This is a genomic window from Mangrovimicrobium sediminis, assembly GCF_004745945.1.
In the GTDB taxonomy this organism is placed as follows: Bacteria; Pseudomonadota; Gammaproteobacteria; order Pseudomonadales; family Halieaceae; genus Mangrovimicrobium; species Mangrovimicrobium sediminis.
The window spans coordinates 353151-366168 of the sequence record NZ_SRLE01000005.1 but is presented as its reverse complement, the minus strand read 5'-3'; the positions used below and the strand labels follow the sequence as shown (position 1 = coordinate 366168).

Annotated in this window: 11 protein-coding genes; 7 read left to right on the top strand and 4 right to left on the bottom strand. The window is 68.4% G+C overall.

Annotation, left to right across the window (positions count from 1 at the left end; genetic code table 11):
- Window positions 1-7 precede the first annotated feature (7 nt).
- Window positions 8-1159, top strand: a complete 1152-nt coding sequence (locus E4634_RS06555) for a hypothetical protein (RefSeq protein ID WP_135441993.1) — start codon at window positions 8-10, stop codon at window positions 1157-1159.
- Window positions 1160-1172: 13 nt separating this feature from the next.
- Here the strand turns inward: E4634_RS06555 and E4634_RS06550 are convergent, their stop codons facing one another.
- A complete protein-coding gene (locus E4634_RS06550) occupies window positions 1173-1913 on the bottom strand; it encodes an SDR family oxidoreductase (RefSeq protein ID WP_240725108.1) in 741 nt (246 codons plus the stop codon).
- Window positions 1910-2971, bottom strand: a complete 1062-nt coding sequence (locus E4634_RS06545) for a zinc-binding alcohol dehydrogenase family protein (RefSeq protein ID WP_434783496.1) — start codon at window positions 2969-2971, stop codon at window positions 1910-1912. The genes E4634_RS06550 and E4634_RS06545 overlap by 4 nt, the downstream gene beginning before the upstream one ends.
- An 80-nt stretch (window positions 2972-3051) precedes the next feature.
- On the opposite strand from E4634_RS06545, the gene E4634_RS06540 reads away from it, so the two are divergent.
- A complete protein-coding gene (locus E4634_RS06540) occupies window positions 3052-3768 on the top strand; it encodes a hypothetical protein (RefSeq protein WP_135441991.1) in 717 nt (238 codons plus the stop codon).
- A gap of 79 nt (window positions 3769-3847) precedes the next feature.
- On the opposite strand, the gene E4634_RS06535 is transcribed toward E4634_RS06540, so the two are convergent.
- Together E4634_RS06535 and E4634_RS06530 are read right to left on the bottom strand one after the other, a co-directional pair.
- Window positions 3848-4501, bottom strand: a complete 654-nt coding sequence (locus E4634_RS06535; RefSeq protein ID WP_206046817.1) for a hypothetical protein — start codon at window positions 4499-4501, stop codon at window positions 3848-3850.
- An 83-nt stretch (window positions 4502-4584) separates the two neighbouring features.
- On the bottom strand, window positions 4585-5082 hold the full coding sequence (locus tag E4634_RS06530; protein ID WP_135441989.1) for a helix-turn-helix transcriptional regulator: 498 nt from the start codon (window positions 5080-5082) through the stop codon (window positions 4585-4587).
- 132 nt (window positions 5083-5214) lie between these two features.
- Here E4634_RS06530 and E4634_RS06525 point away from each other — a divergent pair, with 132 nt between their 5' ends.
- The 5 genes from E4634_RS06525 to E4634_RS06505 all read left to right on the top strand — a co-directional run bounded on the left by E4634_RS06525 (window position 5215) and on the right by E4634_RS06505 (window position 13007).
- Complete coding sequence (locus E4634_RS06525) at window positions 5215-6426, top strand: TolC family protein (protein ID WP_167854795.1); 1212 nt, start codon at window positions 5215-5217, stop codon at window positions 6424-6426.
- Window positions 6423-7451, top strand: coding sequence for an efflux RND transporter periplasmic adaptor subunit (locus E4634_RS06520; RefSeq protein WP_135441985.1), 1029 nt, complete (start codon window positions 6423-6425; stop codon window positions 7449-7451). The genes E4634_RS06525 and E4634_RS06520 overlap by 4 nt, the downstream gene beginning before the upstream one ends.
- Window positions 7451-10516 carry an efflux RND transporter permease subunit gene (locus E4634_RS06515; protein ID WP_135441983.1) on the top strand — a complete coding sequence of 1022 codons (3066 nt, stop codon included), beginning with the start codon at window positions 7451-7453 and terminating at the stop codon, window positions 10514-10516. The genes E4634_RS06520 and E4634_RS06515 overlap by 1 nt, the downstream gene beginning before the upstream one ends.
- 2 nt (window positions 10517-10518) lie before the next feature.
- Window positions 10519-10821 (top strand): DUF3240 family protein, encoded by a 303-nt coding sequence (locus tag E4634_RS06510; RefSeq protein ID WP_135442146.1) that lies wholly within the window; start codon window positions 10519-10521, stop codon window positions 10819-10821.
- Window positions 10822-11153: 332 nt separating this feature from the next.
- Window positions 11154-13007, top strand: coding sequence for a hypothetical protein (locus E4634_RS06505; protein WP_135441981.1), 1854 nt, complete (start codon window positions 11154-11156; stop codon window positions 13005-13007).
- The last annotated feature ends 11 nt before the right edge of the window (window positions 13008-13018 follow it).

The following is a 13018-nucleotide window of genomic DNA, read 5'->3' as shown; positions in this document are numbered from 1 at the left end:
AACGACCATGCGCAAACCTGACTTCTCCGCCATCGGCCCGCGCCAGGCGCTGTTGCTCATCGCGGCACTGGCCCTGGTGGCGCTGGCGTGGTCGGGGGGCGTGGACCGCTTCTCCGGCGCCTACCTGGACGATGCCCTCACCCGCGGCGGCGTGATCTATGCCACCGCCCGCGGCATCAACGCGCTGGTCTCCGTGTTGCAGGGCACCGAGTTCACCCCCTGGCTGTTCAGCTTTTCCCTGGGCGAGGTGCTGGACCCGATCAACGACCTGATCGAGCGTTTCTCTGCGGTGCTGCTGGTGGCGCTGGCCTCACTGGCGCTGCAGAAACTGCTGCTGGTGATTGTCGCCGACCGCGTGTTCAACATACTGCTCAGCGCTCTCGCCTTTGCCCTGGGTTGCTGCAGCCTGTGGCGGGCCCAGCGCGGCTTCCGCCTGTGCCTGCAGCTGTTCCTGCTCGCCGCCTGCCTGCGCTTCGCCCTGGCGCTGGCGGCCATGGCCAGCGGCTACGTCGATGAATACTTCCTGCGCGAGCGGGAGGCGGCGAATCGCGCCACCCTGGAGAACATGCAGGGCGAACTTCAGCAGCTGAGCAGCGCGACCGCGACGCCCACGGCGCAGGGCGTGGAGGTGGCCGAACAGGAGATCTCCGCCCTGGAATCGCAGTTGCAGGCACAACGCGACAGGCTGCAACGCGACCGCGCCGAACTGGCGGAGCTACAAGCGCAGCTGGACACGGCGCGCGCCGGACTGCCCGCCCTGGAGCGCTGGAACCCGCTGGGCGAGGACCGCCCCGAAGTCGCCGAAGCGCGCGCAGCGGTGGAAACCCAGTCGACGCTGGTCGCGGCGCTGGACAGCGAGATCGGGCGCAGCGAGGAGCGGCTCGCGCAACAGCGCGAGCGACTGCAATGCCTGCAACTGCAGCTGCGCGGCGAGGACTGCGGCCTGGCCTGGCGCACCGCCAACCTGCTGTCACCGGCGCAATTCAGCGCGCGGGTGGACGCGCTGGAAGCGCACATGAGCGAGTTCGCCGCCTCCACCATCGACCTGCTGGTGGCGCTGCTGCTGAAGAGTATCGTGATACCGCTGCTGTTCCTGTACGCGCTGCTGACGGTATACCGCGTCGGTATGCGCCGGTTGCTCGGTGACCCGCGGGTTTAGATCATGCGCCGCACTAGATCATGCGCCGCAATAGCCACAGCGGCGCGACGCGCATGAGCATACCGATCCAGCGCCAGGGCCAGGCCGGCACGTAGACCTCGTCGCGACCGCTCTCGATAGCGCGCACGATGGCGCGGCTGCCGGTGGCCTCGTCCACCTCGAAGGGCAGCTTGCCGGCAAAGTCGTTGATCTCGGTGCGGATGTAACCCGGGTACACGGTAGTGACGCGAATCGGCGTCCCCAGCAACTCCAGGCGCAGGCCCTCCGACAGCGACGCCAGCCCGGCCTTGGTGGCGCCGTAGGCGGTCATGTTGCGCGGCATGCCGCGCAGTGCGCTCATCGAGCTGATGGTCACCAGGTGTCCGCTGCCCTGGGCGCGGAACAGCTCCATGGCGGCCTCGCACTGGGCCAGGGCGGCGACGAAGTTGGTCTGCGCGGTGGCCAGGTTGGCGTGAAAATACCCGGTACCCAGGGGCTGGCCCTTGCCCACCCCCGCGTTGACCACGATGCGGTCCAGGGTGCCGAACTCCGCGGCGAAGTCGCGGAATACGCTGAACACATCCTCGTGGCAGTTGACGTCCAGGGCGCGCACGCTGACCCGGATGCCGGGGGCCGCCGCCAGCAGTTCATCGCGCAGCGCCTGCAGGGCATCGACGCGCCGCGCGCACAGGGCCAGGGAGTGGCCGGCGGCGGCGAACTCGCGCGCCATGCCGCGACCGAGACCGACACTGGCGCCGGTGATGAGGATGTTCACGCGCCTGCCTCCCCCCAGCCCTCGAGCACCACCTTGCCCACCGCGGCGCCCGACTCCAGGTGCGCGTGAGCGCGGCGCAGGTTGACGGCGTTGATCTCGCCGTAGTGCTCGCCGAGAGTAGTGCGAATCTCTCCCGCGTCCACCAGGGCGGCGAGCTGTTGCAGGATCTCGTGCTGGGCGACCATGTCCTCGGTGCCGAAGAATGATCGCGTGAACATGTACTCCCAGTGCAGGGACAGGCTCTTCGGTTTCAGCGCGCGGATATCGATGGCCTGTGGGTCGTCGATCAGGCCCAGGCGCCCCTGCGGTCGCAGGCACTCCACAATCTGTGCGAAGTGCTGGTCGGTATGGGTGAGGCTGGTCACGTAGTCCACGCCCGTATGGCCCAGGGCGTGCAACTGGGCATCCAGCGGGCGCCCGTGATCGACCACGTGGTGCGCGCCGAGGCCCTCGACCCAGGCCCGGCTGCGCTCGCGCGAGGCGCTGCCGATGACGATGAGACCGGTGAGCCGGCGCGCCAGCTGGATAAGCATGGAACCGACACCGCCGGCGGCGCCCAGCACCAGCAGCGACTCACCGCTGCGCGCCGGGTCGCGCGCAACACCGAGGCGGTCGAACAGCAGCTCCCAGGCGGTGATCGCGGTAAGCGGCAGGGCCGCCGCGGCGGCGAAGTCCAGTGTCGCGGGCCTGGCGCCGACCAGGCGCTCGTCGACCAGCTGGTACTGTGCATTACTGCCCGCGCGGCGCCGGTCGCCCGCGTACCAGACCGCATCGCCCGGGCGGAACAGGGTCGCCCCGTCCCCCGCGGCGACCACCACGCCGGCGGCGTCGAAGCCCAGCACGTTCCACTGCCCCGCCTCGGGCGCGGTGGCCAGGCGCAGCTTGGTGTCGACCGGATTCACCGCCACCGCGCGCACTTCCACCAGCAGGTCGCGCCCGCTGGGCTGCGGCGTGGGCAGCTCGATATCCTGCAGGCAGTCGGCGTCGGACACCGGCAGTGAATGCTGGTAGCCGACCGCGCGCATGCTCGCGCCGGGGAAAATCTGTTGTGTGGGCACGCCGTCCCTCCTGTGCTTGCATCGTTCGCGGCCACGCGGGCGTTATACTGCCCCTCTCGACGCACAGGAGAAAGGCCAGCATGCTCGCCAACGTGGAAATTCCCGCCCAGTATAACGGGCCGCCGACCTCCGCCAACGGCGGCTACACCTGCGGCCTGCTGGCGCGCCACATCGACGGCCCGGCCCGGGTGCGCCTGCACGCGCCACCGCCGCTGCAGCGACCACTACAGGTGCGCGCCGGGGAGGAAGGTTCCGTTGCGCTGTTCGACGACGACACACTGGTCGCCACCGCCTGGCCCACCGAACTGGACCTCGCCCACCCGCCGGCACCCGCCGCAGACCTCGCCCGCGACGCCGCCTCGCGCTTCGCCGCCCGCGAGCAGCACATCTACCCGCAGTGCTATGTGTGCGGCACGCAGCGCGACGATGACGGACTGTGCCTGCACCCGGGACCGGTCCACGACTGGCAGTTGCTGGCCTGCGAGTGGCGCCCGCGCGCCGCGCAGCTGGATGCGCAGGGTTTCGTGCGGCCGGAGATCGTCTGGGCGGCGCTGGACTGCCCGGGGTATTTCGCCGCGGTGGGCGCAGAGCGGCCGCTGGTCCTGCTCGGCGAACTCAGCGCCAGCCTGCTAGCGCCGGTGCCCGGCGACCAGCCGCTGGTCGTCTATTGCTGGCCGCTGGGGCGGGAGGGACGCAAGGCGCGCGGCGCGACGGCGATCGCCGACAGCAGTGGCCGGGTGCTGGCGCTGTCGCAATCCCTGTGGATCACCCTGAAGACGCCGGAGGCAGCGGCCTGAAACGGCGAAACACCGGCGCGCGTCCTCCCGCGTCGCCGGCCGCCGGATGCTCGCCCAGCGGTAGCGCGAGTCGCTGTGACTAACCGCCCTCGATGGCGGCGACCGGCACCTCGTAAACCTCGCCCGACCCTGTAGTGATCGTCCAGGTATCGCCCTGCAGGGTCGCCTCGACCTCGCGGTTGGTCGCGTTCACGTAGTCACGCATGAAGTTGATGGTGAACTGCTCGCCTGCCGGGCTGAGTACGACGACAGAGCCTTCCCCGCCGTCCATACGCAGGATACCCGCGGGACACTGGCCGAAGTCCGCGGCCTGCGCGCCGCGGCAGCGCAATAGGGTCGTGGCATCGTAGTCATCGGTGCTGAACGGTGCGGTGGGATTGTCCGTCGTCGGCTGCAGTGCGGCGGTGCTCCAGTATACGTACACGCTCTCCCCGGCCAGGCGGAAGATCAGGCCCTGGTCGCCGAGGTCATCGTCGCGCACCACCGGCTGGCCGTCCTGGTCGGTATAGCGGCCGGCGCGTTGCGGGTCCGGCACGAGGTCGTACACCACACCGTCCTCGCGGGTAATGGTCACGTAGCCCTGGCGCTGGCTGAAACGGCAGGCCAGCATGCGGCTGGCGTGGTCGTCCCCCGCCGGGTAGATGTCACAGCGGGCTTCGACGCTGTCGGCGTGGGACTGGGTGCAAGCGAGGGCAAACAGGCAGGCTGCAACAGGTAACAGGGTGCGCTTCACGGCGGTCTCCTCTCGGCTCGGCTGGGTGTGCAGCGGGAGGAACGAGTCGCCCGCCAGCACGGGGAAGTGTAGGCCAGCAGCGCCTAGCGCGGGGCGAGAAAGTCCTCGAGGAAGAACGCGGAAAAGGCGTGACGCCCCTCCAGGCCAGTCTTGGTGTAGATGGCCGAGGCCTGCTGGCGCACGGTTTTCTCGCGGGTGTCGCGCAGCATCGCGATCTCCTTGAAGCTGAGCCCCTTGAGCAGCAGCATGGCCACCTCCTGCTCGCTCTGGGTCAGGCTCCAGTCGCTGAACTGTTGCTGGATCGCCTCCGCGTAATGGCTGCGCGCACTGCGCATCTTCTCGGTGACATCCTGCAGCCGCAGGTCGGCGCGCGACAGGTCGTCCGCCAGCGAACTCAGCTCCCGCTTGTGCTGGCGCATCTCCCACAACAGGTAGAGAAACGTGACCCCCGAGGCGACGACGATCATCGCCTCCTCGATGATATGCCACATGGGCACACCCAGCCCGACGTCCGTGGCCACGTCCATGGCGTTGAGCACCATGATCACCCCGAGCACTGCAATAATCAGGACATCTTTCACTTTTCTTTAATAAACAACCAGTTACAACGTATCCGGCAAGTGTACCACAGGCTCATGATGAACACTTGCCCGATGTTTTCCGGCGCAGCCAGCCCTACATTGCACAGCGTACCGCAGCCGGAGACCCCGATCATGCCCCATCTGCCGCGCGCGCTGCTGCTTGCCGCCGTGCTCCCGCTTACCGCTTCGCTCGCTGTTGCCACCGCGCTCCCGGCGGCCGCCCGGGCCGCCACGCACGCCGGAGAGCTCGGCCTGGAGGACGCCCTGCAGGCGGCGCTTGCCCGCAATGCCGCCACCCCGGTGGAGGCGCCGTTTACCGCCTCCGCCTGGCTCGCGGCGCTGCCCTCGATCGACGCCAGCTACCTGCAAAGCCAGGAAGACCTGGGTACCGACGAAACCGAGATCGGCATCAACCTGCCGCTGAAATCCCCCTACCTGCGCGAACAGGACGCCCGCCTGCGCGAGCTGGACGACACCCTGGCGCAGACCAGCCAGGCACTGCGCGCACTGTATTACTCTGGCCTGGTGCGCGAGGCGGCCTGGTCGGCGCGCATCGCCGCCGGTATGCGCGAGCAGGCCGAACGCCGCATCGCCCTGCTCGAAGACCTGGCGGCGCGCGAGCAGGCCCTGTTCGAGGCCCGCGCCACCACCCGCTACGGCCTGCTGCTGATGCGCCAGGAACTGGTCACCGCACGCCTGGAGGCGGCGGACCAGCGGGCACAGGAACAGCGCTGGCTGGGTCGCTTCCGCGCACTTACCGGCATGACCGTACTGCCGGCAGACCTGGAAGAAGCGGACTTGCCGGGCCAGGCCGGCTGGCAGTCGCACCCCGAACTGCAGCTGCTCGACCTGCGCTGGGAGCAGGAGCAGGCGATGCTGGCCGCGGGCAGCGAACGCGCCGCGCCCTGGCAGCTGCGCCTGGGCGCCAAGCGGGTGGAAACGCCCGCGCTGGACGAGACCCAGTACGGCGTCTCGGTGGAGATTCCCCTGGGCCTGCTGAACAGCGCCGACGAGGCCAGCCGCAGCGGCTGGCGCGAGGCCGCGCGCAGCTACGACCGCGAGCGCGACCAGCTGCGCGCGAACCTCGCCCAGAGCTGGCAACAGCTGCAACAGGAGGCAGAGCACCTGCACCTGCGCCAGGCCCTGCTGGAAGAGGCCGCCGAGGTCAGCGCCGAAGTACGCGCCCAGGCACAGGCCCTGCGCGACCAGAACGAACTCGGACGGGAGCTGTGGATCAGCCGCCTGATCGCGGATCTCGAGCGCCAGTCCGAAGTGAACATCAACCGTCTGCTCATCGGCCAGAACGGCGCGATGCGCCGGCAGGCCGCGGGAATCCCGTTATGAAAGCACGCTACCTCTTGACCCTGGTGTTAACCCTGACAGCCTGGGCGCTGCCAACGCTGGCCCAGGATGTCGCCATCGACGACCTCGGCGCCCTGCGCCTGGACTACGCCACGGTCGCCCCGGGTGACGGCTACAGCGGCCCACCGCTGGCCGCCGAGGTGACCTTCCGCCCCGGCGAGGCGCTCAGCCTGGTGACCCCGGCGCGCATCCAGCAGATCGCCTATCGCGTCGAGCCCGGCGCGCAGGTCGCCGCGGGCCAGGTGCTGGCCGAGCTGTCCGGCCCGGAAATTCACCACATGCTCACCGAGGCGGACGTGATCGGGCAGCGCTACGAAAACGCCCGCAAGCGCTTCGAGCGCAACCGCAAGCTGTACCAGCAGCAGGCTATCGACGAGGGGCGCTGGCAGGAAATCAGCGACAGCTACTTCACCCTGCGTCTGGAATACGAGCACCTGCGCCACTTCACCGAACTGCTGCGCACGGCGGACGACGACCCCGAGCGTATCAGCCTGCTGGCGCCCGCCGCGGGCCGCGTGCAGTACGCCCAGGCGCAACCGGGCATCCCCGAGGGCGGCGAGCTGGCGCTGATCGTGCCGGCGCAGGCCCTGCGCCTGCGCGTCGCGGTGCCGATCGAAGCGCGACAGGGTCTCGCCCAGCTGCGCTTCGGCGATTGCGCACTGGCCGTGGACAGCATCAGCGGCATCGCCGACGGCTTCTTCCTGCGCGCCTGGAGCGCGCCGCTGGCCGAGGACTGCGCGCTGCTGCCCGGCCAGCAACTGATGGTCAGGCCCTTCTACGCGGTCGCCGGCTATGAGATCCCGCGCGAAGCCCTGCTGCACTGGAACGGGCAACCGGCGCTGCTGTTGCGCGCCGGGCCACGGCTGCAACTGGCGCCGGTGGAGATCCTCGGCGCCACGGCGACGGGTTACTACGTGGACAGCGAGGCCTCACTGGCCGGCGCTGACATCCTGGCCAGTTCGGTAAGCGCCGTGCAGGGCATCCTGCTGGGGCTGGGAGGCGAATAGTGCTCGACGCCATCATCCGTTTCTCCCTCACCCAGCGCGTATTCGTCCTGCTGCTGGCCGTGGTACTGGTAGCGCTGGGCGCGCGCGCCTGGGTCGGCATCCCCATCGACGCCTTCCCGGATATCTCGCCGACCCAGGTGAAGATCATCCTCAAGGCGCCGGGCATGACCCCCGAGGAGATCGAGCAGCAGGTCACCCTGCCGATCGAGACCGAGCTGCTCGGTATCCCGCACCAGCAGATGCTGCGCTCGACCACCAAGTACGCGATCACCGCCATTACCCTCGACTTTGCCGACGGCACCGACATCTACTGGGCGCGGCAGCAGGTCAGCGAGCGCCTGGCCGGGCTCTGGGACAGCCTGCCGGCGGACCTCGACGGCGGTATCGCACCGATGAGCACACCGCTCAGCGAGATGTTCATGTTCACCCTGGAAAACCCGGGGCTCACGCTGATGCAGCGCCGTGAACTGCTGGACTGGGAAGTGCGGCCAGCGCTGCGCGCGGTGGCCGGGGTCGCCGACGTCAACGTGCTCGGCGGCTATGCCCGCACCTTCCAGATCACCCCGCGCGCGGGGCAGATGGCGGCGCTGGGTATCGGCACCGGCGAGCTGGAAAACCTGCTGCAGCAGAACAACCTGAACACCGGCGCCGGGCGCATCGTCGAAGGCAACGACACCCTCATCGTGCGCACCGAGGGCCGGCTGACTTCGCTGGAGGACATCCGCGCCCTGGTAGTCGCCTCCCACGACAGCATCGACTACCGCCTGGGCGACGTCGCCGAGGTCAGCATCGGCCACCTCAATCGCTACGGCGCGGTGACGCGCAACGGCGAGGAAGCCGCCGAGGCGCTGGTGATCGCGCTCAAGGACAGCAACACCGCCGAGGTCGTCGCCGGGGTCAAGGCCAAGCTCGCCGAGCTGGAGGCCAGCCTGCCCGCGGGTACCCGGCTCAACGTGTTTTACGACCGCTCTTTGCTGATCGACACGGCAGTGGGCACAATCTCCGAGGCGCTGCTGGAGGCTGTGGTTCTGGTGATCCTGCTGTTGACCCTGTTCCTCGGCGACCTGCGCGCCTCGCTGGTGGTGTCGCTGTCGTTGCCGCTGGCGGCGCTGGCGACCTTCCTGTGGATGTCCGGCTTCGGATTGTCGGCCAACCTGATGAGCCTGGGCGGGCTGGTGATCGCCATCGGTATGCTGGTGGACGCGTCCGTGGTGGTGGTCGAGAACATTGCCACGCGGCTGGCGGACAAGCCCGGCCTGCCGCGGCTGCACCTGGTCTACCGTGCCGCCAAGGACGTCGCCACGCCGGTGGTCTCGGGTACGCTGATCGTGCTCATCGTGTTCACCCCGCTGCTCACCATGACCGGCCTCGAGGGCAAGCTGTTCACCCCTGTGGCGCTGACCATCGTGTTCGCCATGCTCTCCGCGCTGGTCCTGGCGCTCACTGTGGTGCCAGTGCTCGCCTCCCTGCTGCTGGATGCCGGCAGTGACCGCACGCCGCGCTTCGTGCGCGCCCTGCAACAGGCCTACCTGGGCACCCTGGGCCGCGTTCTCGCGCGTCCGCTGCCGCTGTTCGCCGGCCTGCTGGTGGCGCTGCTGGCCAGCCTCGCCCTGTTCGCCGTTACCGGCAAGACCTTCATGCCGACCCTGGACGAGGGCGATGTCATCGTGCAGCTGGAGAAGTCACCGAGCATTTCCCTGGAGGCCTCGGTAGCCCTGGACCAGCAGATCGAGGCGGCGCTGCTCGCCGAGGTGCCCGAGATCCGCCAGATCGTCGCCCGCACCGGCTCCGACGAACTGGGCCTGGACCCGATGGGCCTGAACGAGACCGACGTGTTCATGGAACTGCGGCCGCGCGACGAGTGGGAAGTGGACTCGAAGGAGGCGCTCATTGCGCGCATGCGCGAAGTGCTGCAGCGCTTCCCCGGCATCAACTTCGGCTTTACCCAGCCGATCCAGATGCGCGTCGCGGAGATGCTCACCGGCTCCACCGGCGACCTGACCATCAAGGTGTTCGGCAACGACGTCGCTACCCTGGCCGGCATCACCGCGCAGGTGCAGGCCATCCTGCAGGACATGCGCGGCGCCGTGGACATCCAGGCCGCGGTGATCGAGGGCGGCCGCTTCCTCAACATCCGCCTCAACCAGCAGTTCGCCACCCACCACGGCATGACCGTCGCCGACCTGGGACGCCAGGTACGCGCCCAGTTGGAGGGCACCGTGGCCGCAGAGATCATCGAGGGCAAGCGGCGCTTCCCGCTGGTCATCTCCAGCCGCGGCGCGCCGGTGGACCCGGCGAGCAGCATCGCCACCCTGCGCGAACAGCTGATCAGCCTGCCGGACGGCGCGGTGGCGCCGCTGGGCGCCATCGCCGAGATCAGCTTCAAGGAGGGACCGCTGCTGATCGAGCGCGAGCGCGGCAACCGCTTCGGTGTGGTCACCAGCAACGTTTCCGGGCGCGACATCGTCGGCCTGGTCGAGGAACTGCAGGGGCGCATCGCGCAGGACCTGCAACTGCCCACCGGCTACTCGGTGGACTTCGGCGGCGAATTCGAGAACCAGGCGCGCGCCATGCGCAACCTGCTGCTGGTAGTGCCCGCCGCACTGCTGCTGATTTTGATGATCCTGTTCGGCACCTTCCGTTCGCTGGCGCTGGCCGGGCTGATCCTCGCCAACGTGCCCTTCGCCATGATGGGCGGCATCGCCGCGCTGTTCGCCAGCGGTGAGTACCTGTCAGTGCCGGCCTCGGTCGGCTTCATCGCCCTGCTCGGGGTGGCGGTACTCAACGGGGTGGTGATGGTCAGCCACTTCGAGCAGTCGCGCTCGGTGATTCCCGAAGACCACGGCCGTGTGACCAGCGGCGCGGTGAAACGCCTGCGGCCAATCCTGATGACCGCGTCCACCGCCATGTTCGGCCTGCTGCCGCTGATCTTCGCCAGCGGCCCGGGCGCGGAGATCCAGCGCCCGCTGGCCATCGTGGTGACCGGCGGCCTGTTCACCTCGACCCTGACCACCCTGTACGCACTGCCGGTGGCCTACCTGTGGCTGCAACGGAGGAACCCGTGAATATGCAAGTTCTCGTCGCTATCGTTTCCGAGGGTATCCGCGACGACCTCATCGACGCGCTGATCGAGCTGCCCGAGATCTCGGGTTTCAACCTGCAGGCTATCGACGGTTACAGCCGCGAGCACAGCCAGTACGACCTGCGCGAGCAGGTCGCCGGCTATCGACGGCTGTGCCGCGTCGAGGTCATGCACGCGGAGGAACACCAGGCTGCACTGCTGGCGAGGCTGAATACCGTGAGCGCCGCCAGCCCGATCCGCTACTGGATCACACCGCTGCTTGGCTGCGGGCACCTGACCGGCGCGTGACTTATTGAAACACCTGCACGCGCGGGATGAATCCCAACTTTACGAAGAAAAGCTGCTTGGCTATACATAACAGGAGCGAAGCTGAGCAGCAGTTCGCTCGCTTGTTGTTCGTCACGGCTATCGCCAGCGGTATCGGCAGCACCGCCCTGCAAGCCCTGACACCCAAACAGGACCTGATTCGCAAGAAAATTCAGCAACAGGAGCGCAACGAATAACGCAAAAAATTGCGCTCGATGACGACCGAGGATGAGTGCGCGGCACTGCGCGACCAGCACCGTGCCGGGGCACGATTTCAATAATGACATCCCGGACCGAGGCAAGGAGTAGCCCGCATGAACACATCCCCCATGAAAAGCGCACAAGACAACCCGGACCAGGCACGGGAAAGATCGCCGATGCCCGGTCCGCGCAGGGCGGCGCGCATGCCGCCCTGCAGTTCCCTGCGCCGCACCGGAAGTTTCGCAGTCGCACTCACCCTGGCGGCCTGGACCTGCGGGTACGCGACGAGCGCCTCAGGCCAGGAGGATCCCGCGCCAACCACCGGCCTGCGCTGGACCACAGTCGCCAACGGCAACGACCCCGTGCCCGGTCCGGGCGCCGGCAATACCTTCAACAGTTTCAACCAGCCTTCGGTCAACGCCCGGGGCCTGGTGGTGTTCCGCGGCCGCAGCCGCGGCGGTCCGCCGGGAGGCGAACCCCAGAGCGGCATCTTCCTGCGCGATATGGGCGAGCGCGCCGCGGACATTCACCCACTGTTCAGTAAAAGTGAACCGGTGCCCTACCCGAACAATGTCGCGCTGCCCCCTGACCAGCACCCGGCACAGTTCATCGAATTCCCGTCGATACCGCGCATCGGGATACGCAGCGCCGCCGTGGCGACCCGCGGGAATCACGACCCGGTCTGGAACTACACCCTGCCCGATGGCAGCGACACCCGCGCGGGAACCACCGGCATCTACGTCACGCTGGACGGGCGGGGCAATGGCGCCGAGGTCCTGACCGGCGCAAGCAAGCTCGGCGCAGTACCCGAGTTTCCCTTCTACGCCGTCCCCGGTGTCGGCGGGGATGCGACTGCATTCGACGTGTTCCCCGGTGCCCCGGCGGTCACCGATGACAACAAGATCGTATTCAAGGGCAACTACCTCGACGGCACGCCGAAGACAGGGGTGTTCTACCGCGAACTGGCGAACGCGGAGATGGGTGGCGAGGCGAACTATGTCACCCTGATCGCCAACTCCGATACGCCCGTGCCCAACCCCGGCGAATGCGCACCCGGCACCAGCTTCGGCTCCACCGCTCCGCCCAGCGCCGCGCTCGACCGGCGCGGCTCGCCGCATGCGGTGTTTGTCGGCCTGGACGACGAGGCGGACCCGCTGTGCGGTGGCATCTACCGCGCGCCGCTCTCCCCCGCCCCCACACTGGAAACCCTGGTGGGCCTCGACGACGATGTGCCCGGCGAAGCAGCCGGCACCAGGTTCGGCCGCTTTGGCGAAGGACTGTCCTACGATGGCCGCTTCCTGGCATTCTGGGCCGCCTGGGGCGACGCCACGCGCACGCTGCGGCTGTACTGTCCCGCGGACGGCAGCCAGGCCCGCCGTGACTACTGCAACAACACCGGCGAGTACCTCGGTGAGGGGGACCCCAACAGCGTGTGCGAGCCCGGGGCGGAACGCTGCTACCAGGACGTACAGGTTCCCGTGGACCAGGGCATGTTCGTCCTCGACACCCGCACCGGGGAACTGCTGCGTCTCGCCCGCACTGGCGAGGACATCAGCGATTTCCTCTACTGGGTGTATTCCGGACTGGTGCCGGGCACGGCACCCGGCGGCGAGGAGGATGACGAGATTCCGCGCTGGCGCTCTTCGGCGTTTGCAGCGGTATCCAGCAGGGGCGGGAGATACCGCGTGGCATTCAAGGCCAGCAGCGGCGAGCCGTCACCCACGGATACTCTCTACCTGGCACGGCCGCCCGGTGAACCCACCCTGCTCACCCTGCTCAACACCCGGACCCCAGGCCCACTGCTCGACTCCCAGGCTCCGGAGGATTCGGTACTCACCAGCCTGGCACTGGAGCGCGACGGTTTTCGCGGCAGGTGGCTGGTGATCAGCGCAGGTATGGGCGTGCCCGGTGCAGAAGAAGAGGAGGAGGCCGCGCTGGCCGGACTCTATATCACCCGGGTGCCATAAGCGGCAGGTGA

Bases quoted from the DNA above. Each gene is read 5' to 3' on its own strand.
- E4634_RS06555 (WP_135441993.1), top strand. From the start codon at position 8: ATGCGCAAACCTGACTTCTCCGCCATCGGCCCGCGCCAGGCGCTGTTG.
- E4634_RS06540 (WP_135441991.1), top strand. From the start codon at position 3,052: ATGCTCGCCAACGTGGAAATTCCCGCCCAGTATAACGGGCCGCCGACC.
- E4634_RS06525 (WP_167854795.1), top strand. From the start codon at position 5,215: ATGCCCCATCTGCCGCGCGCGCTGCTGCTTGCCGCCGTGCTCCCGCTT.
- E4634_RS06520 (WP_135441985.1), top strand. From the start codon at position 6,423: ATGAAAGCACGCTACCTCTTGACCCTGGTGTTAACCCTGACAGCCTGG.
- E4634_RS06510 (WP_135442146.1), top strand. From the start codon at position 10,519: ATGCAAGTTCTCGTCGCTATCGTTTCCGAGGGTATCCGCGACGACCTC.
- E4634_RS06505 (WP_135441981.1), top strand. From the start codon at position 11,154: ATGAACACATCCCCCATGAAAAGCGCACAAGACAACCCGGACCAGGCA.